The 24,183-nt window shown below is 72.9% G+C and carries 23 protein-coding genes and 1 pseudogene; 11 read left to right on the top strand and 13 right to left on the bottom strand.

Annotation, left to right across the window (positions count from 1 at the left end; genetic code table 11):
- Positions 1-51: 51 nt before the first annotated feature.
- Positions 52-894 carry an ATP-grasp domain-containing protein gene (locus BMY61_RS28005; protein ID WP_042451429.1) on the top strand — a complete coding sequence of 281 codons (843 nt, stop codon included), beginning with the start codon at positions 52-54 and terminating at the stop codon, positions 892-894.
- A 35-nt stretch (positions 895-929) separates the two neighbouring features.
- On the opposite strand, the gene BMY61_RS28000 is transcribed toward BMY61_RS28005, so the two are convergent.
- Complete coding sequence (locus tag BMY61_RS28000) at positions 930-1,913, bottom strand: ArsR/SmtB family transcription factor (RefSeq protein WP_201777599.1); 984 nt, start codon at positions 1,911-1,913, stop codon at positions 930-932.
- A 71-nt stretch (positions 1,914-1,984) separates the two neighbouring features.
- On the opposite strand from BMY61_RS28000, the gene BMY61_RS27995 reads away from it, so the two are divergent.
- Positions 1,985-3,259, top strand: coding sequence for an MFS transporter (locus BMY61_RS27995; protein WP_052438955.1), 1,275 nt, complete (start codon positions 1,985-1,987; stop codon positions 3,257-3,259).
- Between the two features lie 135 nt (positions 3,260-3,394).
- Here BMY61_RS27995 and BMY61_RS27990 read toward each other — a convergent pair whose 3' ends face one another.
- Positions 3,395-3,769 (bottom strand): DUF488 domain-containing protein, encoded by a 375-nt coding sequence (locus tag BMY61_RS27990; protein WP_042451430.1) that lies wholly within the window; start codon positions 3,767-3,769, stop codon positions 3,395-3,397.
- A gap of 136 nt (positions 3,770-3,905) precedes the next feature.
- Between BMY61_RS27990 and BMY61_RS27985 the strand changes: the two genes are divergently transcribed.
- The gene (locus BMY61_RS27985) at positions 3,906-5,489 is read left to right on the top strand and encodes an MFS transporter (protein ID WP_042451432.1); all 1,584 of its coding nucleotides are present in this window, start codon (positions 3,906-3,908) and stop codon (positions 5,487-5,489) included.
- Between the two features lie 88 nt (positions 5,490-5,577).
- Here the strand turns inward: BMY61_RS27985 and BMY61_RS27980 are convergent, their stop codons facing one another.
- The gene (locus BMY61_RS27980) at positions 5,578-6,123 is read right to left on the bottom strand and encodes a CGNR zinc finger domain-containing protein (protein ID WP_042451434.1); all 546 of its coding nucleotides are present in this window, start codon (positions 6,121-6,123) and stop codon (positions 5,578-5,580) included.
- A 97-nt stretch (positions 6,124-6,220) separates the two neighbouring features.
- Between BMY61_RS27980 and BMY61_RS27975 the strand changes: the two genes are divergently transcribed.
- The 4 genes from BMY61_RS27975 to BMY61_RS27960 all read left to right on the top strand — a co-directional run bounded on the left by BMY61_RS27975 (position 6,221) and on the right by BMY61_RS27960 (position 9,949).
- Positions 6,221-7,504 (top strand): MFS transporter, encoded by a 1,284-nt coding sequence (locus BMY61_RS27975; protein WP_063773308.1) that lies wholly within the window; start codon positions 6,221-6,223, stop codon positions 7,502-7,504.
- Positions 7,501-8,019, top strand: a complete 519-nt coding sequence (locus tag BMY61_RS27970; protein WP_042451436.1) for a mycothiol transferase — start codon at positions 7,501-7,503, stop codon at positions 8,017-8,019. The genes BMY61_RS27975 and BMY61_RS27970 overlap by 4 nt, the downstream gene beginning before the upstream one ends.
- A gap of 80 nt (positions 8,020-8,099) precedes the next feature.
- The gene (locus tag BMY61_RS27965) at positions 8,100-8,687 is read left to right on the top strand and encodes an ArsR/SmtB family transcription factor (RefSeq protein WP_042451438.1); all 588 of its coding nucleotides are present in this window, start codon (positions 8,100-8,102) and stop codon (positions 8,685-8,687) included.
- Positions 8,684-9,949 (top strand): MFS transporter, encoded by a 1,266-nt coding sequence (locus BMY61_RS27960; RefSeq protein ID WP_236656157.1) that lies wholly within the window; start codon positions 8,684-8,686, stop codon positions 9,947-9,949. The genes BMY61_RS27965 and BMY61_RS27960 overlap by 4 nt, the downstream gene beginning before the upstream one ends.
- A 66-nt stretch (positions 9,950-10,015) precedes the next feature.
- On the opposite strand, the gene BMY61_RS27955 is transcribed toward BMY61_RS27960, so the two are convergent.
- From BMY61_RS27955 to BMY61_RS27920, 8 genes are all read right to left on the bottom strand, one after another.
- Positions 10,016-10,930 (bottom strand): oxidoreductase, encoded by a 915-nt coding sequence (locus BMY61_RS27955; RefSeq protein WP_201777600.1) that lies wholly within the window; start codon positions 10,928-10,930, stop codon positions 10,016-10,018.
- A 140-nt stretch (positions 10,931-11,070) separates the two neighbouring features.
- Positions 11,071-12,735, bottom strand: a complete 1,665-nt coding sequence (locus BMY61_RS27950) for an amidohydrolase (RefSeq protein ID WP_042451441.1) — start codon at positions 12,733-12,735, stop codon at positions 11,071-11,073.
- Positions 12,732-14,195: an APC family permease gene (locus BMY61_RS27945; RefSeq protein ID WP_042451443.1), complete on the bottom strand. Its 1,464-nt coding sequence runs from the start codon at positions 14,193-14,195 to the stop codon at positions 12,732-12,734. The genes BMY61_RS27950 and BMY61_RS27945 overlap by 4 nt, the downstream gene beginning before the upstream one ends.
- 159 nt (positions 14,196-14,354) lie before the next feature.
- On the bottom strand, positions 14,355-15,266 hold the full coding sequence (locus tag BMY61_RS27940) for an Lrp/AsnC family transcriptional regulator (protein WP_042451445.1): 912 nt from the start codon (positions 15,264-15,266) through the stop codon (positions 14,355-14,357).
- A gap of 39 nt (positions 15,267-15,305) precedes the next feature.
- Positions 15,306-15,983: a hypothetical protein gene (locus BMY61_RS27935; RefSeq protein WP_042451447.1), complete on the bottom strand. Its 678-nt coding sequence runs from the start codon at positions 15,981-15,983 to the stop codon at positions 15,306-15,308.
- Positions 15,980-16,204, bottom strand: a complete 225-nt coding sequence (locus BMY61_RS27930; protein ID WP_042451449.1) for a hypothetical protein — start codon at positions 16,202-16,204, stop codon at positions 15,980-15,982. The genes BMY61_RS27935 and BMY61_RS27930 overlap by 4 nt, the downstream gene beginning before the upstream one ends.
- Positions 16,197-17,369, bottom strand: coding sequence for a hypothetical protein (locus BMY61_RS27925; protein ID WP_042451451.1), 1,173 nt, complete (start codon positions 17,367-17,369; stop codon positions 16,197-16,199). Before BMY61_RS27925 ends, BMY61_RS27930 begins: the two co-directional genes overlap by 8 nt.
- Before the next feature lie 132 nt (positions 17,370-17,501).
- Positions 17,502-18,113 (bottom strand): TetR/AcrR family transcriptional regulator, encoded by a 612-nt coding sequence (locus BMY61_RS27920; RefSeq protein ID WP_042451453.1) that lies wholly within the window; start codon positions 18,111-18,113, stop codon positions 17,502-17,504.
- Between the two features lie 150 nt (positions 18,114-18,263).
- On the opposite strand from BMY61_RS27920, the gene BMY61_RS27915 reads away from it, so the two are divergent.
- The 3 genes from BMY61_RS27915 to BMY61_RS27905 all read left to right on the top strand — a co-directional run bounded on the left by BMY61_RS27915 (position 18,264) and on the right by BMY61_RS27905 (position 22,373).
- Positions 18,264-19,751: an APC family permease gene (locus tag BMY61_RS27915; RefSeq protein ID WP_063773309.1), complete on the top strand. Its 1,488-nt coding sequence runs from the start codon at positions 18,264-18,266 to the stop codon at positions 19,749-19,751.
- Positions 19,752-19,797: 46 nt separating this feature from the next.
- Positions 19,798-21,426, top strand: coding sequence for an amidohydrolase (locus BMY61_RS27910; protein WP_042451457.1), 1,629 nt, complete (start codon positions 19,798-19,800; stop codon positions 21,424-21,426).
- Positions 21,427-21,776: 350 nt separating this feature from the next.
- Entirely contained in the window at positions 21,777-22,373 is a 597-nt protein-coding gene (locus BMY61_RS27905; RefSeq protein WP_042451459.1) for a TetR/AcrR family transcriptional regulator, read from the top strand.
- A gap of 10 nt (positions 22,374-22,383) precedes the next feature.
- Here the strand turns inward: BMY61_RS27905 and BMY61_RS27900 are convergent, their stop codons facing one another.
- The gene (locus BMY61_RS27900; RefSeq protein WP_042451461.1) at positions 22,384-22,854 is read right to left on the bottom strand and encodes a MarR family winged helix-turn-helix transcriptional regulator; all 471 of its coding nucleotides are present in this window, start codon (positions 22,852-22,854) and stop codon (positions 22,384-22,386) included.
- A 70-nt stretch (positions 22,855-22,924) separates the two neighbouring features.
- Positions 22,925-23,758 carry an SDR family NAD(P)-dependent oxidoreductase gene (locus BMY61_RS27895; RefSeq protein WP_236656159.1) on the bottom strand — a complete coding sequence of 278 codons (834 nt, stop codon included), beginning with the start codon at positions 23,756-23,758 and terminating at the stop codon, positions 22,925-22,927.
- 229 nt (positions 23,759-23,987) lie between these two features.
- Here BMY61_RS27895 and BMY61_RS47945 point away from each other — a divergent pair.
- Positions 23,988-24,125 (top strand): annotated as a pseudogene (locus tag BMY61_RS47945) (ClpX C4-type zinc finger protein); the annotation flags it as partial.
- Positions 24,126-24,183 lie beyond the last annotated feature (58 nt).

Here is a 24,183-nt window from a genome sequence, read left to right as displayed (position 1 = left end):
TGGGATCGCCCTCCTCCGTGCTCGTTCGCGCCGCCCTCTACACTCGGTCGAATGCACGTTCCTGACCGCCCGAGCCTCCTGTTCGTCACCGATCTCGCCTACCCGGCGCGGGGTCGGCGCTACGGCGACGAGGACGTCTTCCTGACGTCCCGGCTGCGCGAGAGCTTCGACCTGGCCCTGTGCCATCCCCTGGACGCGGCGGCGCTGATGGACGGCTTCGACGCGGTGGTGGTCCGCAACAGCGGGCCGGTGCTGCACTACCAGGCGCAGTACGACGCCTTCCGGGCGCGCGCCGCCGAACGCGGCACCCGTGTCTACAACCCGCTCTGCGGGCGCGGTGACATGGCCGGCAAGCAGTACCTGCTGGACCTGACGGCCGCCGGCCACCCCGTCATCCCCACCGTGGACCGGCGCGAGGACCTGCCGCTGCTGCCCGCCGCCGCGAGCTACGCGGTCAAGCCGAAGGTGGGCGCCGACTCCATCGGCCTCGCCTTCGTGCCGCCGGAGGAGCTGGACGGTCTCGACTACGGCGGGATCCTGGTCCAGCCGCGGATCGACTTCCGCTACGAGGTCTCCTTCTACTTCGTGGAAGACGCGTTCCAGTACGCGCTGCACGCTCCCGACCCCGAGCGGCGCTGGGTCCTGGAGCCCTACGAGGCGAGCGAGGCCGATCTCGCCTTCGCCCGCCGGTTCGTGGAGTGGAACACGCTGCGGCACGGCATCCAGCGGGTGGACGCCTGCCGCACGCAGGAAGGCGAGCTGCTGCTGGTCGAGTTGGAGGACCTCAATCCCTACCTCTCCCTCGACCTCCTCCCGGACCGCACCCGCGAGGACTTCGTGGCTGCCATGACGGACTCGCTGCGCCGTTTCCTGGCGGACGCGCCTCAGTCCTGACAGCCACAGTCGCGAGAGTCTCGGTCCTGACAGCCTCACCCCTGGCAGAGGGCGTCGCCGAGGGGGCTGCGGGCATACAGGACCATGCGGCCGTGGCGGGCGCGGGTCACCAGGCGGGTCGAGGCGAGGACCGCGAGGTGGTGGCTGACCGCGCCCGGGGTGACCTCCAGGCGGCGGGCCAGCTCGGTGGTGGAGGTCGGTTCGGCGAGCAGCGCGAGGAGCCGCGCCTTGGGCGCGCCGACGAGGAGTTCGAGCGCGTGCGGGGTCGGCGGCGGCAAGGTGCCGCCGTCCATCGTCGCCTGGCCGCGGGCGGGATAGCTGATCACCGGCGGGTAGCCGTCGTCGATGGCGGTGATCGCGCCGCGGGCGAAGAAGGTCGGCAGGAACATCAGGCCGCGGCCGTCCACGACGATGTCCGCGTCGCCGTTGCCCCAGTCCCTGCGGATCGTCAGATCGCCGTCGGCCCAGCTGATGCGGCCGTCCAGGTCGGTGAAGAGCGCGGCGGCGCCGCGTTCGGCGAGGGTCCGCGAGCGGTGGACCATGTCGGCGTGGAGCACGGACCGGGCGCGCGGCCACCACTCGGGGGCCAGACAGCGCTCCCAGTACTCCTCGATCGCGTCGGTGATCCGGGTCAGCAGGGCGGCCGGGTCGTCCAGCCCGTCGACCAGGACCTGCGGGATCACCCGGTCGTGCGGCAGGTGCGCGGCCGCGAGCTCGGCGTGCAGCCGTTCCGGCGGGAACGCGCGCACGACGGCGAGCTGGGCGTGAAAGTCGGGGAACGGGGTGGTGGGGCGCGGCGTCAGGAAGTCCGGCATGAAGCGGTTGCTCGCGACCAACGCGCGCAGGAGCCGGGTGTCGAGCCGCTCGAAGTCGGGCCGCATCCGCTCGAACCAGCGGGTCTGGTGGACGTAGACGCCCGGATGCGACCACAACCGCAGGCTCAGCACGGCCTCCTGCATCGGCGAGCAGGCGAACGAAGCGGCGGCCAGATCCTCCAGGCCGAGCCGGAACCGGTGCACGTGAACCCCCGTCTTTGAGGCCCAGCCTAAATCAGTTCCGGCGGACCCTCGGTGCACGGTCTGATCCCCACATGACCACCACCACTGTCGAAGCGTCGACCCGGACGCCGCGTCGCCTCCGCCCACCCCGCCGGCCCCGGCTGCTGCACGAGGACCGCCTGGTCCGCCGCCTGGCCGGGATCACCCTGGTGAACACGCTCGGCAACGGCCTGTCCATGACGCTGACGGTTCTGTTCTTCACCCGGGTTCTCGGCTTCGGCGCGGGTCGGGTCGGCCTGGCGCTGACCGCCGCGGGCCTGTGCGGGGTGCTCGCCGGCGTGCCCGCCGGACGCGCCGCGGACCGGTACGGATCCAAGCCGGTGCTGATCGCTCTGATCGCCGTCGAGGCCGTCGGCACCGCGAGCTACACGCTGGTCGGCTCGTTCCCCGTCCTGGTGGTGCTGGCCTGCCTGGTCGCCACCGCCGACCGCGGCTCCGGGGCCGTACGCAACGCCCTGTACGCGGAGGTGCTGCCGCCCGAGAAGCGCGTCGAGGGACGGGCCTACCTCCGGTCCGTCACCAACGTCGGCATCGGCGTCGGCACCTGCCTGGCGGCGCTCGCCCTGCAGGCCGACACCCGCGCCGCCTACAGCGTGGCGATCCTCGCGGACGCCTTCTCCTACCTCGTGGTGATCGCCCTGTTCGCAGTGGTGCTTCCCTCGCCCCCGAAGCGTGCGGACCGCGCGGCGGCCGAGGCCGCCGGGCCCAACCCGGCCCTGCGCAACCTGCCGTTCCTCGCAGTCACGGCGCTCAACGGCCTGTTGTGCCTTCAGTTCTCGATGATCGAGGTGGGTGTGCCGCTCTGGCTGGTGCGCGAGACGTCGGCTCCGCGGTGGATGGTGTCCGGCTCGATGCTCGTGAACACCGTGCTGGTGGTGCTGCTCCAGGTTCGGGCGACGCACGGCACGGAGCGCGTCGGCACGGCCGCACGGGCCTGCGGACGCGGCGGCCTGCTGCTGGCCGGCTCCTGCGCGGTCCTCGCACTCGCGCACGGCCTGCCCGGTTGGGTCGCCGCGGTGGTGCTCGCGGCGGGCGTCGGCCTGCAGGCGCTGGGCGAGGTGGTGAGCCAGGCCGGCGGCTGGGCCCTGAGCTACGCGCTCGCTCCGGAGGGCGCCCACGGCGCGTACCAGGGTGTCTTCAACACGGGCCAGGCAGCGGCGATGATGCTCGGCCCGGCGGTCGTCGCCTGGCTGGTCGTCGGGCACGGCATCCTCGGCTGGGCCCTACTGGCAACCCTGTTCACCGTGGGCGGCCTGGCGATGGCCCCGACCGTCCGCTGGGCCCGGCGCCAGGAGCTCGCCGCGTGAACCGAGCGGCGTGCCGCATGGCGGTGTGAGCACGCGCCGCGCGCCTGAGCATGTGAACCCGGCACAGCCGCCCCGGTCCTGTCGGGCGCGGAGCGACACCTCAGGCGTGTGAACCGCCCGGGACGGGCCCGTCCGTCAGCGCAGGCGTTCCAGCAGGACCGACGCGTGGCTGTGGTCCGGGTGCTTGGAGGCCGTCAGCAGGGTGACCGGACCGGCCGCGGCGCGGGCGCGGAGCGCGTCGAGGGCGGCGGCGGGCTCGGGCTCGGCGAGCTCCGCGAGGTAGCGCTCGCGGAACTCCGCATACGCGGCGTCCCCCTCGTCCGTGGCGTGGTACCAGCGGCGCAGCTCCGTCGACGGGGTGACCGCCTTGGGCCAGTCGTCCAGTTCCGCCGCCTCCTTGGACAGTCCGCGCGGCCACAGCCGGTCGACGAGGACGCGGGCGCCGTCCTCCGGGTCCGGTGGGTCGTAGACGCGGCGGATCCGGACACCGGGGTGCGCGGTGGGGCTCATGGGGGAAGTCTCGCGCGGACGGCACGTGTCAGCACGCCGCCACGCCCGCAAGCCTGCGCCCGCGCGCTCCCCGCGGGTATGACCCGGGTGCTAGGGTCTGCGCGCCACACGAATCATCCAGGGGGAACTGAACGGCATGACTGCCACCGGCTTCACATCCGACGCAGGATCATCCACGGGCGGACGCAAGGGCCTTGTCCTCGCCGCCATGATCTGCGCCGTGGCGATGACCTTCATCGACCAGACCATCGTCTCGATCGCCGCTCCGACGATCCAGCACGAACTGAACCTGAGCGGCACCGGCGTGCAGTGGGCGGTCAACGCCTACCTGCTGGCCATGGCCGCCTTCTTCGCCCTCGGCGGGCGTCTGTCCGACACGCTCGGGCACACCCGGATGGCCGTCATCGGTGTCATCGTCTTCGCCGGCGCGTCGGCCCTGTGCGGTCTGACGCCGACCGGCTCCCTCGCCCAGGCCTGGATCATCACCTTCCGCGCCGTGCAGGGCCTCGGCGGCGCGCTGATGTACCCGGCCGCCCTGGCGATCGTCGTCAACACCTACGACCTGCGCTCGCGCGGTCGCGCCCTCGCGCTGTTCTTCGGCATCGCGGGCGGCCTGACGGCCGTCGGCCCGGTGCTGGGCGGCTATCTGACGGAGTGGACCTGGCGCGGCATCTTCTGGGTCAACATCCCGGTGGCCCTGGTCGCGCTGCTGCTGATCGCGATCTCGAAGCCCACGACCCGCTACCGCCCGGCGCCGATCGACTGGACCGGCCTGCTGCTGATCGCCTTCGGTGTGGCACTGAGCGTCTTCGGCTTCCAGCAGTCCAAGGTGTGGGGCTGGCACAACCCGCTGATCGGCCTGTCGATCGCGGCGGGCGCGGTCCTGCTGGTGATCTTCTACCGCTACGAACGCGGGCGCCAGGCGCCGCTGATCGACGTGGCGATCTTCAGCAACCGGGCCTTCACGGTGCAGTGCGTGATCCTGGCCATCTCGATGGCCGTCTTCCTCCCCATGTTCTTCTTCGCCAGCGAGTACGCAGCGGTGTCGCTGGGACAGAACACCCAGAAGTCCGGCGTGACGCTGCTGTACTTCTTCGTCGGCTTCATGGTCACCTCCCAGATCGGCGGCCGGCTGCTGGACAAGGTCGGCGCCAAGCGCCCGGTCTTCATGGGCTCGGTGATCGCCGCCGTCGGCTTCTACCTGTGGGCGAGCAAGGTCACCTCGCTGGACATGAGCCAGCTGACCTGGCCCATCATCATCTCCGGCGCGGGCATGGGCATGATGGTCGGCCCGTCCAACACCGACGCGATCAACCGCGCCTCCAGCGTCTCGTACGGCGAGGCGACGGGCATCACCCAGACGGTCCGCAACTACGCGTCGAGCCTCAGCTTCGCCGTGCTCGGCACGGTGATGATCTCGGTGTTCCAGAACCGGGTCGCGGCCGACCCGCAGGCCCACGCGGCCGCCGCCTCGGCCGGCGCGAAGGCCGGTGGCGGCTCCAGCAGCAGCTTCGGCAGCGGCAGCGGCTCGCTCGCGGACATCCCGACCTTTATCCGGCAGGACTTCGCGCACGGCGTGCAGTACGTCTTCTACATCATGTCCGGCCTGATGGCGCTGGCCGCGGTGGTCGCGCTACTGGGCCTGAAGGGCGGCGTCCAGCCGGCCTCGGAGACCGACGCGGCGGCCGAGCCGGAGTCGGTGGGCGACGCCGCCGCCTGATCGGCGACACCCGGACGGGGGCGTGGGGCTTCTGCCCCACGCCCCCGTCCGCGTTGTGGCGCTCAGCCGCACAGCGATCCGGGTTCGGTCAGCCGTCCGTGCGGCGGGCGCGGAATGCGGCCGCCTTGACCCGGTTCTGGCAGGCCGTCGAGCAGAACTGGCGACCGGCGTTGCGCGAGGTGTCCACGTACACGCGGTCGCAGCGCGGGGCCGCGCAGACGCCGAGGCGACCGGCGTAGTCGCCGCCGACGGCCATGGCCAGGCCGGTGGCGCAGCCGGCGCTCCAGCCGACGGCGTAGGAGTCGTCGGCGCCGTGGAAGTGCACCTGCCACGGTTCGCCGGGGGCCCGGTCGAGCTGAGGCCGGGCGCCGGTGTCGCGCAGCAGGGCGTTGAGTGCACGCGCGGCGTCGTCGAGCCGGTCGGCGGCCACGGCCTCGAAGACGGTGCGCAGTTCGCCGGCGGTGGCAGCGAGTCGATCGGCGGCCGGGGCATCGAGATCCGGCCCGGCGTTCAGGACCACCCGGACCGCGCCGACGCGCTCCACCCCCTCGGGCGCGGCGTACTCACGCCCGCGCGCCTCGCCGTCGGTGAGGGCGTTGACGAGCGCGACGGAGGCGTCCAGCAGGGCACTCATGTGACTGTCGAACAACACTTGACCAGTTACCTCTCTCCGACCTACGGTCATCGTCACTGACATTATCCGATTCACCAGTGACCGGGAGGATGCCGCCGTGACGGCCGCCGAACCACTCCCCCGCACGGTGCGGCTGCTCCTGCTCGCGCGCGTCGTCAACCGCCTCGGCGCCTTCTCGCTCCCGTTCCTGACAGCGCTGGTCTGCGCCGTCCACGGGGCGGGCCTGGCCACGGCCGGGCTGGTCACGGCCGCGTTCGGGCTCGCGACGATCCCCTCCCGACTGGCCGGCGGCCGGCTCGCCGACCGGATCGGTCCGCGGGCCACCATCGCGCTCGGGCTGTGCGGCTGCGCCCTGGCCCAACTGGCGCTCGCCGCCTCGGCCTCGCTGGGCTGGGCGGTGGCCGGGGCCGTCCTGCTGGGCCTGGCCTTCGAGCTGTACGAGCCGCCCAGCCAAGCGATCATCAGCGAGTCCGTCCCGCCGTCACAGCGAGTGCGCGCGTTCAGCCTGTTCAGCGGGGCACTGGCCGCGGGAGCGATCGGCGCGGGGCTGCTCGCCGCACTGCTCGGGCACTGGGACCTGCGGCTGCTCTTCGTCGCCGACGCCGGGACGTGCCTGCTGTGCGCGTTGTTCGTCCGCCTCGCCCTGCCCCACGACCGGCCGGCGACGCGCGCACCCGCCTCGCCCGCGCCGACGCCGCGGCAGGACGCGCGACCGCAGCAGGACGTGCGCCCGCTGCGGGACCGGGCGCTGCGCACCCTGCTCGCCACCGGTTCCGCCTACGCGCTGGTCAACCAGCTCACCGTGATGACGCTGCCGCTCGCCCTCGCCCGCCAGGGCCGGCCCGCCGCCGACGCCGGGCTGCTGTTCACGGCCGCCGCGGCCGCCGCAGTGCTGGCCCAGCCCCTCGTCCGACTCCCCTGGCTGACGCGGCTGACCACCCCCGTCGCCCTGGCGCTCGCCCACCTGCTGCTCGCCGCCGGGCTGCTCGGTTACGCGGTCGGACGGTCGCTGCCGGCGCTCGCGGTCGCCTCCGCCGTCTGGAGCGTGGGCGACCTGCTGGTGATGGGACGCGCCTACGCGCTCGTGGCCGACCTCGCGCCACCCGGCGGCAGCGGCCGCTACCTCGCCGTCTTCGGCTCCAGCTGGGGCGTGGCGGCCACGCTCGCACCGCTGGTCGGCACGCAACTGCTGGCCCGCGCGGGCGCGGGCCTGCTGTGGTCGTCCTCCGCCGGGCTCTGCGTGGTGCTGGCCGCGGTCCACCTTCGGGTCACCCGGGACGTCCCGCCGACGGCCGCACCGGCGCCGCTGCCCGCGCGGGTGGGCGAGGCGCGGGCTATGGTCGCTTCGGGGGACGGCCTGGTGGACGGGAGAGAGCCTTGACCATCGCGACCGAGCTGCTCGGCGACTCCTTCGACAGGGTCCGTGAGATCGTCCACGAGACCGTCGCCGGCCTCTCGCCCGAACAGCTGGCCTTCCAGCCGGACGACGCGGCCAACTCGATCGCCTGGCTGGTGTGGCACCTGACCCGGATCCAGGACGACCACGTCAGCGACCTGGCGGAGCGTCAACAGGCCTGGACCGAGGACGGCTGGCACCAGCGGTTCGGGCTGCCGTTCGCACCCGAGGCCACCGGCTACGCGCACACCGCGCGCCAGGTCGCCGCGGTGCACGGGATCGGCCCGGAGCTGCTGCTCGGCTACCACGACGACGTGCACGAGCGCACCCTCGTCTTCCTGCGCGGCCCCGGGATCCACCACCTCGACCGGGTCGTGGACACCCGCTGGGACCCGCCGGTCACGGCGGCCGTACGGCTGGTCAGCGTGGTCTCGGACGATCTCCAGCATGCGGGTCAGGCCGCCTACGTGCGTGGCCTGTTGGAGCGATCCGGGGCCTAGCGGGCGCGGCCCGGAGCAACCCGCGCGACGAATGGTCAAAATCTCTTGACTGTCGGTCAAGACTCCTTGACCATTGTGCCGTGGTTGATCAACAAGAACCCCCCGAGGACGTCTTCGACGTCCGGACCGACGAACAGCTGAAGGCCGTCGGCAGCCTCGCCCGCCACCGGGTCCTGCGCGTCCTGCGCGACGGCCCGGCGACCATCACCCAGATCGCCGAACGTCTCGGCATCGCCAAGGGCAGCTCGAACCACCACGTCAAGGTGCTGGCCAAGGCCGGCCTGGTCCACGTCGTGGAGACCCGCCAGGTGCGCGGGGTGACCGAGCGGTACTACGCCATCGCCGCCAAGGCGATCCGGCTCCCCTCGGCGGGCGACGGCTCGACCGAGCACCTGGTGCGCCACGCGCTGGCGGACATGGAGGCCTCGCCGAACGTGGACCAGCGTCTCGTGCACCTCAAGCACGCCCGGCTCAGCGTCTCCGCGTTCGACGCATTCAAGGTCAAGGTCCGGGCGTTGGCCGAGGAGCTGGCCGCCGCCAGCGACCCCGCCGAGCCCGCGGCCGACCTGCTCCTGGCCTTCTACCGGCCCAACGACCCGCTGGCCGCGGAGCGTGCGGCCGCCGAGGACCGGCCGGGCAGCACTGACAGCGAAAGTGGCGGCGAGTGACGATACGCACGAAGGCTCCCCTGCCGTCCGAGTTCCACCGCATCTGGGCCGCCTCCGGCGTCTCCGCGCTCGGCGACGGCATCTACTACACCGCACTCCCGCTGCTGGCCCTCGGGCTGACGCACGATCCGATGGTGTTCAGCACCGTCGAGGCCTGCGCACTGCTGCCCTGGCTCTTCCTCGGCCTGATCGGCGGCGCGCTGGTGGACCGCTGGGACCGGCGCCGGGTGCTGTGGGTGACGGACAGTGCCCGGTTCGCCCTGATCGGCGTCTTCGCCCTGGTGGCGGCCGCCGGTGGGGCGAACATCGCCGTGCTGTGCGCGACCGCGTTCCTGCTCGGGGTCGGCCAGATCTTCTTCGACAGCGCCTCCGGGGCCTATCTCCCCACCCTCCTCGGGCGGGATCCGGAGACGCTGCAGCGGGCCAACTCCCGGCTCCAGGGCACCGGCCAGGCACTGGAGGGCTTCGTGGGCCCGCCCGCCGGCGGCCTGCTCTTCGCGCTCGGACGCTCGGTACCACTCGCGGTCGAAGCCGCGACGTTCCTGTTCAGCGCGCTGATGATCCGTTCGCTGCCGCCGACCCCGGCCAAGCCGCGGGCCTCCCGCACCTCCGTGCTGGCGGACGCCCGCGAGGGCGCGCTCTACCTGCTGCGACACCGTCTGCTGCTGGGGCTGGCGCTGCGTCCGGCCGTCGGCAACTTCGCCTTCCTCGGCGTCGGCGCGGTGCTGGCCCTGTACGTGCACGACACCCTGCACCTGGGCGCCGCCCTCTACGGTGTCTTCCTCACCGCCGAGGCGGTGGGCGGCCTCTCGGGGACAGCGCTCGCGGGGTGGCTCTCGGACCGCTTCGGCACCGGCGGCACGCTCACCCTGACGGCGGCCGTGGAGGCGGTGGCGCTTCTCGGCATCGGGCTGGCCCCGAACGCCGTCGTGGCGGGCGCCGGATTCGCCGTGCTGGGCGCCGCCATGGGCGCCACGATGGTGCTCGGCGGCTCCACCCGTCAGGCGATCGTCCCGGACGAGCTGATGGGGCGGGTCACCGCCGCCTCCCGCCTGCTGTCGCGCAGCGCGGGCCCGGCCGGCGCCCTGTTCGGCGGCTGGCTGGCCACGGTGGCCGGGCTGCGGGCCCCGTTCCTCTTCGGCGCGGCGGTGCTGGGCGTGATGGTGGTCGTCGCGGCGCGCTTCACCAGCAACAGCCGCATCGACGCGGCACTCGCCGAGGCGGCGGCTCGGGAGGACGCCGCCGTCCCGGTCACCGTCTGACGGCGACCGGGCGGGCGGGTGAGCGGGTGCGCTGGGGCGTGAGGCTGAGGCGTCAGGTGTGAGGCGTCAGGCCCGGTCGAGCACGGCCAGGTCCTCGTCGGTCAGGCGCAGCGCGCCTGCGGCGATGTTCTCGGCGAGGTGCTTCGGGTTGGTGGTGCCGGGGATGGCCAGGACGTTCGGGCCCTGGTGCAGGGTCCAGGCCAGGCGCACCTGGGCGGGCGTCACGCCGTGGGCGCCGGCCACCTGCAGGACGCGGGCGTCCAGCTCGTCCCCGGCCGCCGCTTCGCGCTTGAGGCCGGAGACCGCGAAGAACGGGACGAAGGCGATCCCCTGCTCCCGGCACAGCTCCGTCAGCCCGTTGTTGTCGGCGGTGCGCCGGTCGAGGCTGTAGGCGTTCTGGACGCACACCACCGGGGCGATCTGCTGTGCCTGGGCCAGATGCTCCGGACGCACGGCCGAGATCCCGAGGTGCCGGATCAGGCCGGCCTGCTGCAGCTCGGCCAGTGCACCGAAGTGCTCGGTGACATCGTCCGTCGTCGGACCGTTGCGGCGCAGGTTCACCACGTCCAGGTGGTCGCGGCCGAGCTGACGCAGGTTCTCCTCGACCTGGCCGCGCAACTGGTCCGGACGGGCGGTGTCGGTCCACTGGCCGGACGGGTCGCGGCCCGGGCCGACCTTGGTGACCACCACCAGCTCGTCGTAGCGCGACGAGAGTGCCCGGTTGACGAGCTCGTTCGCGGAGCGCAGCGCCGAGAAGTAGAAGGAGGCGGTGTCGATGTGGTTGACGCCCTGTTCGACCGCGTCGCGCAGCAGCCGCACGGCGCCGTCGCGGTCGACGGGCGCGCCGTCGGAGTTGCCCATCATGCCGTTGCCGGTCAGGCGCATCGTGCCGTAGCCGATGCGGTTGACCACCAGATCCCCCAGCTTCCACGTCCCCGCCGCTGCTGCTGCCGTCGTCGCCGCGACCACTGCGTCCCCCACTGCGTCCCCTCACGTCGGTTCGTCCGACGAGGAGTATGCGCAGGTCACATGGGGTGGCACCAGGGCGGCGGGGCTGGTGGAACATCACATCCGGAACGGGAACGATCGAGTCGTCCCCGCAGTTGGATCTGGTGTGGGGGTCAGGGGCGGCGCGCCACGATCTGGCCGACGACGATCTGGCCGCCCACGGTCGACAGGTCGACCACGGTGTCGAGGATCTCGCGCGGGTCCTCGATCGCGAAGAGGTCCCGGGAGAGCAGGACGAGATCGGCCTGCTTGCCGACGGTGATCGAGCCGAGCCGCCGGTCGAGATGGTTGGCCCAGGCGCTGCCCATCGTGTAGCCGTGGATCGCGGTGGCCAGGTCGACGGTCTCCTCGGGCATCCAGGCGGGGCCGCCGGTCAGGCCCTCGCGGGTGACGGCGGTGAACAGGCCCACCATCGGGTCCATCTCGGCGACGTTCCAGTCGCTGGAGAAGGCCAGACGCGCGCCGGACGCGTGCAGCGTGCGCATCGGCCAGGCCTTGGTCCACCGTTCCTTGCCGACGGCCTCCGCCCAGTCCTGTCCGGGGCCGGCGATGTCCGGCGCGCAGTGCCGCGGCTGCATGCAGGCGACGACGTCGAGCTGCGCGAAGCGCGGGGTGTCGGCGGGGTCCAGGCACTCGACGTGGACGACCTGGTGGCGGGCGTCGTGCGGGCCGTTGACCGTGCGGGCGTGCTCGAAAGCGTCGAGGACGGTGCGGATGCCGCGGTCGCCGGTGGCGTGGACGAAGAGCTGGAAGCCCGCCGCGTCCAGCGCGGCGACGGTCGTGGCGAACTCGGCCGGCGGGTAGAAGGTCTCGCCGCGGTGGTGGGCGTGGCCGGCGTAGGGCTCCAGCAGGGCGGCGGTGTGCGGCTCGACGACGTCGTCGATGTAGAGCTTGAGCGGACCGACCCGAATGCGGTCGCCGTCGAAGCGCTGCGCGGCCTCGGCGAACTCGGCCAGGTCCGCCTCGGTGGTGCCGCGCGGGTGGAACAGTGCGGCGACGAGCCGCGAACGCAGCCGCCCCTCGGCGGAGGCCCGCTCGAACAGCTCCAGGTCGTCGAGGGAGTTCTGCGGCTCGACGACGGTCGTGATGCCGTAGGCGGCCGCCATGTCGAGGCTGCCGCAGAGCCGTTGGTACTGACGGTCCGGGTGGGCCCAGGGCACCCCCGCCTCGCGCAGCGCGCGGTGGCCGGCGCGGGAGAGGCCGCGGACGGCGAAGTCGGTGAGGAAGCCGGTGGGTTCGCCGGTCTCCGGGTGCTTCTGCACGGTGCCGTAGGCCGTCTGAACGGTGGCCGCGTCGATGCCGAGGCGGCGCAGTGCGGCGGTGTTGAGCCAGGCGGTGTGCACGTCGTAGCTCAGCACGAGCGCGGGGCGGTCGCCGGTGAACGCGTCGAGGTCGGCGGCGGTGGGCATCCGGCCGTCCGGGATCGCGGAGTAGTCGAAGGCCTCGGCCTCGACCCAGTCGGCGTCCGGGTGCTGCGCCAGCCAGGCCGTGATCCGCGCGCCGATCTCCTCCAGGCTGCGGGCTCCGGCGAGTTGGACGCAGGCGGCGTCCGAGCCGAGGCGGACGTGGTTGTGCGCGTCGATGAAGCCGGGCAGCAGCAGGCGGCCGCGGGCGTCGACGACCTCGGTGGCGGGGCCCTGCCACGCGGTCCAGCCGTCCGCGTCACCGACCCAGACGATCTCGCCGTCGCGGACGGCGACGGCCTCGGCGCGCGGGAGGTCGGGGTCGACGGTGTGGACGTGGGCGTTGTGGACGATCAGGTCGGCGGGGCGGTTCACAGGATCTCCGTGCTTGCAGTGCTTGCAGTGCTTGCGGTGCGTGCGGTGCTCGCGGTGACGGGTTCGGCGGCCACGCCGGCGACGGGCTCGGCTTCGCGCTCGTCGGCGGGCAGGCTGAGCTGCCAGTGGGTGGCGGTGCGCGGGCGCAGGTAGCAGAGCCAGTAGGCGGCCCCCACGGCGAGCACGACGCCGGTGATGATCAGATCGTGCGCGGTCTGCTGCGTCAGCACGTAGGCCAGCGACAGGACGGTGACGACGGGCGCGACCGGCCACAGCGGCATCCGCCAGGCGCGAGTGGCGCGGTGACGGCGGGTGCGCGCGGTGAGCGCGGCCACGCCGAGGAGCAGGTAGATGACGGCGACCACGACACCGGTGAAGCCGAGCAGCTGGTTGATGTCGACGGCGAGCGCGAGCACGACGCCGGGCAGTCCGATGCCGAGGGTGGCCACCCAGGGCGAGCCCCAGCGCGGGTGGATCCGGCCGAGGGCGCGGTTGACCGGGTCGGGCCAGGTGCGGTCGCGGGCCGAGGCGAACAGCACGCGGCCGTTCTGCAGCACCATGACGATGACGGCGTTGAGGATCGCGGCCGCGATGCAGAGGCTGACGAAGGTGCCGACGCCGGTGCCGGCCCACGAGTCGACGATCGCGACGAGGTCTCCGGCCGCCAGCTGGTCGGGCGAGCTGACGCCCAGGCAGATCGCGGTCACCGGGACGGTGATGACAACGACCCCCGCCAGCAGCGACCACAGCACGGTGCGGGCCACGGAGCGGCGCGGGTCGATCAGGTCCTCGGAGAGGTAGATCGCGGTGCCGAAGCCGTTGTAGGTGAAGAGCGCGACGGCGAGGCCGGAGACGAGCAGGGCCACGGTCAGCGGTGAGGTGTGACCGTGGCCGTCGGGGACACCGGCGTGCAGCAGCGTCGACAGCGGCTGCTTGGCGTGGGCGAAGCCGAGGACGCTGACGAGTCCGGCCGCCAGCACCTCGATGCCGAGGAAGATGCCGGTGATCAGGGCGTTGGACTTGATGTCCAGGACGCCGACGCAGACCGCGATCAGCATCACCACGGCGCCGGCGTAGCGGGCGTCGACGTGGACGATCGAGCCGATGTAGTCGGAGGTGCCGAGCGCGATGATCGGCGGGATCACGACCAGCGACACGATCGAGATGACGAAGACCAGCCAGCCGGTCATCCGGCCGAGCAACTGCCCGACGATCGAGTACTCGCCGCCGGCGCTCGGCACCAGGGTGCCGAGTTCGGCGTAGCACAGGCCGACGCCGAGCGAGAGGACGGCGGCGATGACCAGGGCCTGGACCGTCCCGCTGCCGAGGGTCATCAGCAGCGGCGGGACGACGATGAAGAGGGACGAGGCGGGGGTGACGCAGGAGAGCGTCAGCATGACCGCGCCGAAGACGCCGAGCGATCTGGGCAGCTCGTGGGTCTCGTGGGTGGGGGACGTCATCCGTATCGGGCTCTCTGCTGGACGCGGACGGGGTGGTCCGGCCATTACAGGGCAGGCGAAAAGATGGCGTCAAGGTGTCCAAGACATGGAATTGCAGGTCAGCGGCACTGATTTCGGCCGATCACTTGCTAATGGCCACCAGGGCCATGGAATGGCCCGTCAGACCGGCGAAATGTGGGCGTAGTCCTCCTTGGCGATCTCCAGGTGGACCCAGCTCTCGGAGCGCACCACGCCCGACGTGGCCCGCAGCCGGTCCAGGATCGCCAGCAGCCGGGACCGGTCGGGGGCGTCCACGCCGCAGACCACGTCGAAGCGGCCGTGCCCGGTCATGACGAAGTTGACGCCGTCGATCGCGGCGGCGGCCCGGGCGACCGGCGCGGCGGAGCCGTCGACGCCGAGCCCGATGCCGGCGGCCTCCCGCACCCCGACCGCGGCCGAGGCCACCAGCCCCGTCACGTGCACCGCCCCTGTCTCGATCAGCCGCAGCACCCGGGCCCGAGTGGCCGCCTGCGAGAGACCGACCCGCTCGGCCAGCTCGGTGTAGCTCGTCCGCCCGTCGCGCTGGAGCAGCGCGAGCAGGGCGCGGTCGCGCTCGTCCGGGTCGGGCGCGGAGTGCGGGCGGGGCGGCAGCTCCGGCCGCGCCGAGGAGTAGGCGTCCTTGACCAGCTCCACACAGCGGAACACCTCGATCCCCCGCACCGCGGGCACGCCCCGGATCGCGGTCAGTTCGTCGTCGAGCGCGACCGCGTCGCGGGCCCGCACGTCCGCGACCAGCTGGCGCCGGCCGGCGGTGCGGGAGAGGAACATGACGGCGTCCCGCCCGGCCAGCGCCCGCGCGGCGGCGGTGCTGTCACCGACCACCTCGACCGAGACGTGCGCGAGCGCGCCCAGGCCCAGCACGTCGGGTGCGACGATGCCGACGATCCGCACCTCCCGCCGGTCCAACAGCCGCTGCACCCGCGCCCGCGCGGCCTCCCGCGACACCCCGACCTCGGCTGCCAGCTCCTGGAAACTCGCCCGCCCGTCGCGCTGCAGCGCGGCGACCAGGGCGGCGTCGGTGGCGTCGAGCATGCGGTTCTCCGGGGTCGTTCGAGCGGTCGTCCAGTGGCACTATCCCTGCTGCCGCCGCTCCTCCGCCATCCGGCGCCGCTCACCGACAGCCCGGAACGGGTTGGTGGTCAGCCCGATGCCGGCCCGGCGGGCATCGAACGCGGAGACGTTGAAGCGGTCGAGGTAGGCGAGCACCAGCAGCCGGGAGAGGTTCGGATCGTGCACCACCACATCGAAGACGCCCGTGGTCCCCGCGCGGCGGGTCAGTTCGAAGCCGAGCGAGGTGCTGCCCTGGCAGCGCACGTGGACGGAGGCCATCGCCTCCATCTGGCGCGCGGACAACAGTCCGAGGTCGGACCACTCCACCACCTTGGCCACCTTGTGCACCACGGCTCCCACGCCCTCGAGCCGCGGGGTGAGCGTGCCGAGTCCGTGCTGGGTGACCGGGGCACGGTGGATGTCCGTGCGCCGCTTGCCCAGCTGCACCGAGCCGATCTCCACCTGCTGCGCGTCCCAGGCCTTGCCCAGCTTCACGTAACCGAGCAGCCGACCGGGCTCGCCCGCCGGAGCCGCGTGGTAGGGGCGGACCTCGACGTGGACCGGGACGTCCTTGTGCAGGAACACCACCGGGTCGGCGTGCCCGCCCACCCGCACCCAGTACGTCGAGTGCTCCCGGCCGACGTCATGGGTGACGGTGAACTCCCGTAGCTCCCGCAGGATCTGCGCCTCCCCTGTCACTTCCCCTCCCGAGCGCGTCGGCGGAAGTCGTCCGTGGCGACGCGGCTCAGATCGTCGATGAGGTTCCTGACGTCCTCCACCCGGGCGCCGTCCTTCAGTCGCCGGTAGATGCCGTCCGCCAGCTGGGCCTGGCGCGGGCTGCGCCCGGCCAGCAACTCCTGGCCGACCCGTTCCAGCACCGCGTCACGACGCTGCTCGGCCTCGGTCTGCTCGTCACGCACTCGGCATCATCTCCATCCGCGCCGCTCCCAGCTCCGGGGACCAGAACCCGTTCTTCTCGAACTCGAAGCCTCGCTGCTCCACGTCGTCGATCAGGCTACCGATGCTCGGGATCTGCAAGCCCTTGCTCAGGAAGGCCATCACCTTGTGCACGTCGTCCTGGATCTTGTGGACGGCCTCGACGATCGCACGGTAGATCGCCTCGATCTTCCCGATGTCGTTGATGATCTGCGTGACGATCTGGTACGCCTCGTAGAGGCCGACGGCCGCCGTGAAGACGCCGGCCACGATGTCAGCGAAGGGGTCCTCCGGGCCGAGGCCGACGGCCTCGATCACCGCATCACCCTCCAGAGCCTTCGCGGCCCAGTCGGAGAGGGCCTTGATGGAGGTGTCCAGCATCCAGCCGATCCCCCGCAGGGCGGCGGCCACCAGACCGCAGATGACGTCGTAGCCGTCGTGGAACGCCTTCGAGGCGATCTTGGCCGCGTCACCCACCCCGCCGACGCCCATGCTCCACAGGAAGAGGTACTGGTCGAACGCCGTGGCGGTGTCGCCCTGCCACTCCCCGCCGAGCTTCCACGAGCCCTTCCGTATGGTGCCCGTGACGGTGTAGCAGCCGTCTCCGAGCTGGTCGTAGACCTCGGAGAGGTACTTGAGCCGGCCGAAGTCGCCGAAGAGCGGCTTCATCAGCAGGTCGACCAGGCTCTGCCCGGTGAGCCACTGGAAGACGTGGTCGGCGGCCCGGACTCCGGCCGTGTGGAACGGGCCCATGAGCATCTCGTGGACGGCCTTGGTCGTGTCATCCGAGGCGCTGTCCTGCGGCGGCGTGAGGGAGACGTCCTCGTCCCGGAAGTCTCCGAGAGCGCCGGCCCCCGGCAGCTCACCGATGTCGGGGAAACCCCCGTAGGCGGCGGGATAGAGCGACCGCAGGTCGGCCGCCGTGCTCTGGTCGGTGCGCTGGTAGTCCGCGCTGGTGCGGTGGATCTTGTCGACCACCAGGTGCATGCCCCGAGTGCCCTGTTGCAGCTTGTCCCCGAGGTACTGCGCGACCATCGGCACGACCGGCTGCACCGGGGCGAGCAGTCCCTCGCCGAGGCCCTGGGCATTGGCGCACTGCCCTGAGCACCACTGGTCCAGCTGGTTCAGGTGGTCTCCCTGGAGCCCCATCAGACTGGCATAGGACGTGAAATCCGTAGCCGACGGTGCGCGGAAGCCGTCCATATCCTCCCCCTTTGACGGATATTCAGATCAACGCCAGCCTATCCGCGCCGCGCGGACCGCCCGCCGGCAGGGGTCTCTTCAGCCCTCCCGCAGGAGCCCCCGGACGTGGGCCATGAAGGCCCCCAGGGCCAGTTCGAAGGCCTGGTCGGCCCGGCCCGGACCCGGGGCGGCGGCGAGGGCCCGGGCCAGCAGGGGCGTGGAGCCGTCCGGGGCGAGCTCCCACATGACCTCGGGGGCGGCGAGGTCCAGCGCGGAGCCGAGCACGAGGTTCTCCAGAGCGGTGATCACCGGCATCACGGACTCCAGGGCGAAGCCCGCCTCCAGCAGCGTGGCGACCCCGCGTTCGTACTGGGCCAGCACCTCGGGCGCGGCGATCTGGGAGGTCGTCAGCAGCGGGATGGCGCGCGGATGGGCGGCGAAGGCGGCGCGGTAGGAGCGGGCCCAGGCCTCCAGCGCGGCGTCCCAGGGGCGCAGCTCCAGCGTGGCGGCGTCGATGTCCTCGGCGATGCGCACGCGCAGCAGCTCGACGATCCCGGCGCGGCCCTCGACGTGGTGGTACACGGAGGCCGTTTGCACCCCGAGCCGCCTGGCGATCTTGGGCACGCTGAAGTCGCCCTCGGCGTCGACGAGGTCGAGGGCGGTGGCGGCGATCCGCTGCCGGTCGAGCAGGGCCTTGCTGGGGCGCCCCATGGCGGATCCCCTCCGCGTGATCGAGGAATTCGGGCGCGAATCCGGGTCTCGAATTCGGGTCTTCCCAGAGGGTAGCCGCGCGGTCTAAGGTGCCGAAACCATCAACCTTTAGGTTTTTGGCTGTCGCCGCAGAAAGGCAGGCACCACCCGATGACCGACGCCACACCCACACTGCGCCGGGGCACGCTCGGCACCGCCGACATCGCCTTCTTCGTCGTCTCCGCGGCCGCGCCGCTCACGGTCATGGCCGGGGTCGCCCCGCTGGCCCTGCTGGTCGGCGGCATCGGCGCACCGGCCGCGTACCTCGCCGCCGGCGTCACACTCGCCGTCTTCGCCGTCGGCTTCACCACCATGAGCCGGCACGTGCGCCACGGCGGCGGCTTCTACGCCTACATCACCCGCGGTCTGGGCCGCCCGGCCGGCTTCGGCGCGGCGCTGCTCGCCCTGCTCGGCTACCTCGCCATGAACATCGGCGTCTACGGCCTGCTCGGCTCGGCCACGCACGACACCCTGCAGTCGCTCGTCGGCTGGAACATCCCCTGGCCCGTGCTCGCCCTGGTCGGTGTCGCCGTGATCTGGTTCGGCGGCTACCGCTCGATCGACTTCGGCGCCAAGGTCCTCGGTGTCCTGCTGCTCGCGGAGACCGCGATCCTGGTGCTGCTGGCGGTCGCCGTGCTGGCCAAGGGCGGCGCCCACGGCCTCTCCCTCGGCGCCTTCGCGCCGGGCAGGATCAGCGCGGGCGGCATGCCCGGCGTACTGGCGATGGCCTTCGCCGCCTTCACCGGCTTCGAGTCGACCGTCATCTACCGCCGCGAGGCCAAGGACCCCGCCCGGACCATCCCGCGCGCCACCTACATCGCGGTCGCCTTCCTCGGCCTGTTCTACGCCTTCATCGTGTGGACCATCATCCAGGCCTACGGCGACAAGGAGGTCGTCGCGGCCGCCGCCAAGGACCCGACGGGGCTCTTCTTCTCCGCGATCGGCAGCTACGTCGGTCCCTGGGCGGCCGACGCGATGCACGTCCTCATCGTCACCAGCCTGCTGGCCTCGCTGCTGGCCTTCCACAACGCGACCAACCGCTACGGACTGGCCATGGCCGAGGAGGGCGTGTTGCCCGCCGCCCTCGGCCGGATCCACCCCCGGCACCGCTCCCCCTACGTCGCGGGCGTCGCGCAGACGGTGCTGGCCGTGGTGGTCGTCGTCGCCTTCGCCGCCGCCGGGGCCGACCCGTACACGCAGTTGCTGCTGTGGGTGAACACCCCCGGCATGCTCGCCCTGGTCGCACTCCAGTTGCTCGCCGCCGTGGCGGTGCCGCTCTACTTCCGCCGGGTCGCCCACGGCGAGGGTGTGCTGCGCACCGTCGTCGCCCCCGCCGTGGCCACGCTGCTGCTGGGCGCCGCGCTGTGGCTGGTCGTCGCCAACATCGGCCTGCTGACCGGCGCGTCCGACGCCGTGAACCTGACGCTGATCCTGCTCGTCCCGTGCGCGTTCGCGGCGGGTCTCGGCTACGCGCTGCGGGTCCGCGCCTCCCGGCCCGGCGTGTACGCGCGGTTCGCCGCGGAGCCCGCGTCGGAGTCCGCGCCCGACGCGGAAGCCGACGCCGAGACCGACGCCGCAGCGCCCGTCGCCACGTCCTGACCGCCTGCGTCCACCCCTCTCCGCTTCCCGCTCGAAGGAGACACCGTTGTCCTCCGCACCCTCCGTCCGCCCCTCCTCCGCCGCACCGGACACGATCGTGCTCGCCTCCCGGATCCACACGCTCTCGCCCGGCGCCGCACCGGTCGGTGCCGTCGCCGTCAGGAACGGGCTGATCACGGCCGTCGGCGACGCGGCCGACGCGCGGGCGTGGCGCGGGAACGCCACCGAGGTGATCGACCTCGGCGAGGCCACCCTGGTCCCCGGGTTGACCGACGGTCACAGCCACCCCGTCCTCGGCCTGGACCTGGCGAGCGGCGCCGACCTCACCGCCGTCCGCGACCTGGACGGCCTACGCGCCGCGCTGACCACCGCGCCGCGCACGGACGGGTGGGTGATCGGCTGGGGCCTCGACCACAACGTGTTCGGCGGTCGGCCCGTCCACCGTGAGCACCTGGAGGCCGTGCTCGGCCCGGACACCCCCGCCTTCGTCCGCCTCTACGACGGCCACTCGGCCCTGGCGAGCGGCGCGGCACTGCGCCTGGCCGGCGTCGACGGCCCACGCGCGTTCGCGCAGCGCGCGCTGATCGCCTGCGAGCCGGACGGCACCCCGACCGGCCACCTGATCGAGCCCGCCGCGATGGACCTGGTCGTCGCCGTCATGCCGCGCCGCCCCCTCGCCGAGCGTCGCGAGGCGCTGCTCGCGCTGCTCTCCGGCATGGCCGCGACCGGCCTGACCGGCGCCCACGTCATGGACGCGGGCGGCGACGTGCTGGAGTTGCTGCGCGGCGTCGAGGCCGAGCAGGCGCTGCCGCTACGGCTGCGCCTCGCCCCGTGGTGCATGCCCGGCACCGACAAGGACGGGCTCGCCGAGCTCGTCGCGCTGCAGCGCGAGGCGGGCCGCAACTGGCTGGTCGGCGGCGTGAAGTTCTTCATGGACGGCACCGTCGAGGGCGGCACCGCGTGGCTGGAGCACCCGGACTGCCACGGCCAGAGCCGTGACAGCTTCTGGCTCGACCCGGCCGCCTACAGCGAGGCCGTCCACCAGCTGCACGCCGCCGGCGTACGCACCGCGACCCACGCGATCGGCGACGCGGGCGTGCGCCACGTCCTCGACACCGTCGCCGCGCTCGGCCCGAACGGGCGGATGCGGCACCGCGTCGAGCACATCGAGACCCTCCCGCACGCCCAGGCCGCCCGCTTCCGCGAGCTCGGCGTGATCGCCTCGATGCAGCCCACGCACTCCGCGTACACACGCGCCGACCACACCGACCAGTGGTCGCTGCGGCTCGGCACCGAACGCGCCGGGCGCGCCTGGATCTGCCGCAGTCTGCGCGACGCGGGCGCGGTCCTGGCCCTCGGCTCGGACTGGCCGATCGCCCACTACGACGCACGCGGCGTCCTCTCCTACGCGCAGCTGCGCCGCCACGCGGGCACCGACACCCCGCCGGTCGCCCCCGACCAGGCCCTCACCCCGCTCATGGCCCTGGAGGGCTTCACCACCCACGCGGCCCTCGCCGCGGGCGAGGCGGACACCGCCGGACGCATCGCCCCCGGCCTGCGCGCGGACCTGACCGCCCTCGCCCTCGACCCGCTGACCGCCGACCCGGACGAACTCGCGCAGTCGCCGGTGCCGTTGACGATGTCGAACGGCGTGGTCACACACCGCCTGCGCTGAGCGCGCAGCCGCACGCGCAGGCGCGGCCGAACGACGCTGGCCCCGCACTCCCCCGGCTCCGCCCGGGCCGCGCGCCGAGCACGGCGGGTCAGGCCCAGCCGGAGCCGGGCGCGGCTGGTCAGCCCGGACGGGTCGGACGCGGCGGGTCCGCCCGGACGGGTCGAGCGCGACGGGTCAGCCCAGGCCGGTCGGGGCTGGCGCGCAACGCGCTCGGGCGCGCGCACGGCCGGTCGCGCGAGCGCGGCACCCCGGGGCGTGCTCGGCGGGGCACGCGGGCAAGCGCGTTGCGCTCCCCGCTGCCCCGCTGCCCGCCAGGGTGGGGCGCACGCGGCACTACAGTGAAGGCCACGATGACGACGCGATACCAACAGGCCGCCCGCGCCCTGCTCCGCGAGCAGGTGCTCGACGCTGCCTACGCCCAGGTGGCGGCAGTCGGCTGGAGCAAACTCGGCATCGCCGGCCTCGCCCGCGAGGCCGGCGTGAGTCGGCAGACCGTCTACAACGAGTTCGGCACCAAGGAGGCCATCGCCGACGCCCTGGTCGCCCGCGAGGTCGACCGCTTCATGACCGGCATCGTCGCCGAACTCGACGCCCACCCCGAGGGCCTACTGCCCGCCGCAACCGCGGGCGTGACCTTCGTACTGCGCCAGGCCGCCGACAACTCCCTGGTCAAAGCGGTCCTCACGGCCGCCCGAGGCGGCACCGACGAGGGGCTGCTCAGCTACCTGACCATCCGCCAGGAACCTGTCTTCGACGTGGCCACCGCTCTCCTCGACGCCTACGCCGAAACCGCCTGGCCCGAGGTGGACGCCCACTCCCGCAGCCTCGCGGTGGAGACGATCGTCCGCCTCACCGTCAGCCACATCGTCCAACCCCACGGCGCCCCCGAGCAGTCGGCCGCCCGCATCGCCCTGATCACCACCCGCGTCGCCTACCCGGCGGCCTGAGCGGAACCGCTCAGGGGCGGGGCCAGGGTCGGCCGTCGATGTGTTCGATGGAGGCGTTGAAGCGCTTGAGGTAGTCGGCGAAGGCGGAGGCGTCCTCCGGCGACCAGCCGGCAAGGACCTTGTCGAGGCCGGAGACGAGTTCGGCGCGTGCCTCGTCGAGGCGCCGGGTGCCCTCGGCGGTGATCCGGAACTTGCGGGCCATGCCGCCGTCCATGTCCGGGATGCGTTCGGCCAGGCCCGCGGTGACCAGCGCGGCGGTCTGGCGGTTCAGCGTGGAGGCGTTGAGGCCGAAGGCCTCGCTCAGCTGGCCGATGGACATGGGCCCCTGGCCCTGGAGGCGGCTGAGCAGGATGTACGCGCTGCGCTCCAGGTTCGCGCTGGTGCGCTTGCTGGGCGCGCCCATGTGCACGTGGCGGCCGAGCACCATCATCTCGTACTCGATCAGTTCCGTGGGCCTGCCCGGCGTCCCCGGCTTGTCCATCGCGCCCGTCTCCGATTCCTCGTCCCTGCAGGTCAGTATGTCAAGACCGGACCAGGGAGGGGCGCCGCGGTCAGCGAGCCAGGTAGCCGCCGTCGACGGGGAGCACCACGCCGGTGACGAACGAGGCGGCGTCCGAGGCGAGGAAGGCGATGGCGCGGGCCACCTCCTCCGGGCGGCCGAGCCGGCCGAGGGGATGGGCCTTGGCCATCTCCTCCAGGTAGGCGGGCCCGCCGGGCTCGTCGCGCAGGGCGCGGACCCGCTCGGTCGTGATCGTGCCGGGCGCGACCGCGTTGACGCGGATGCCACGGGGCGCCCACTCGACGGCCAGATGCATCGTCAGGCCGGAAGCGACGAACTTCGCCGGGCCGTAGGCGGCCTGCCGGGCCTGCCCGGCCAGCCCGGAGATGGAGGAGACGCAGACGATCGCGCCGCGGGCGCGCCCGTCCGGCCCGCGTCCCCCTTCGCCGTCGGCCTCCCCGCCGCCGTTCGAGAGCATGGCCTCGATCGCGTACTTGCAGGTCAGGAACATGCCGCGGCCGTCAACGGCCATCACCCGGTCCCACTCCTCCGGGCCCGTCTCCAGCACGTCGGAGAGCGGCAGGATCCCGGCGTTGGCGACCGCCACGTCCAGCCGCCCGAACCTCTCCACCACCGCGTCGACCATCCGGCGGCCGTCCGCCGGGACGGAGACGTCGCCGACGACCGGCACGAGCCGTCCCGGCGCGCCCTCGTCGGCCAGGCGGCCGACCAGCCGCTGCAACCCGGTCTCGTCCAGGTCCGAGCCCACGACGTGTGCGCCCATCCGCACGAACAGCTCCGCCGTCGCCCGCCCGATCCCGCTGGCCGCGCCGGTCACCAGACACGACCGCCCTGCCAGCTCCACCAGCGGTTCCGCCACCGTCACCGCACCGCTCCCTCGCGCTCGTGTCGTCCCCTGCTTCAACGACGCGGGCGCGTGGGCGATGCGGCGGCGCGGGGGTGGTCGCCGACGCCGGTCATTGACGCGGGTGCCGGATCGTTGTCAGGCCACCCCTGACGCCGTACGCTGTCAGGGTCACCCTGACCGAAGAGAAGGGTCCACCACCATGACGGCACAGCCGGAGGCAGCCCCCATCGGGACGCCCGCCGCGACCCTGACCGAGCCCTCCGCTGCCGCGACCGCGAGCTGTTCCTTCTGCGGCAAGCCCGACGCGCAGGTCGCCAAGCTCGTGGCGGGCGCCGGTGTCTACATCTGCAACGAGTGCGTGGCTCTGGCCGCGTCGATCATCGACGGCAGTCCAGGCCCGTCCGGCGCGCCGAAGCCCGTCTGGGCGGCACTGTCGGACGAGG

Source organism: Streptacidiphilus jiangxiensis (genome assembly GCF_900109465.1).
In the GTDB taxonomy this organism is placed as follows: Bacteria; Actinomycetota; Actinomycetes; order Streptomycetales; family Streptomycetaceae; genus Streptacidiphilus; species Streptacidiphilus jiangxiensis.
This window is presented reverse-complemented; position numbering and strand designations above follow the sequence as displayed.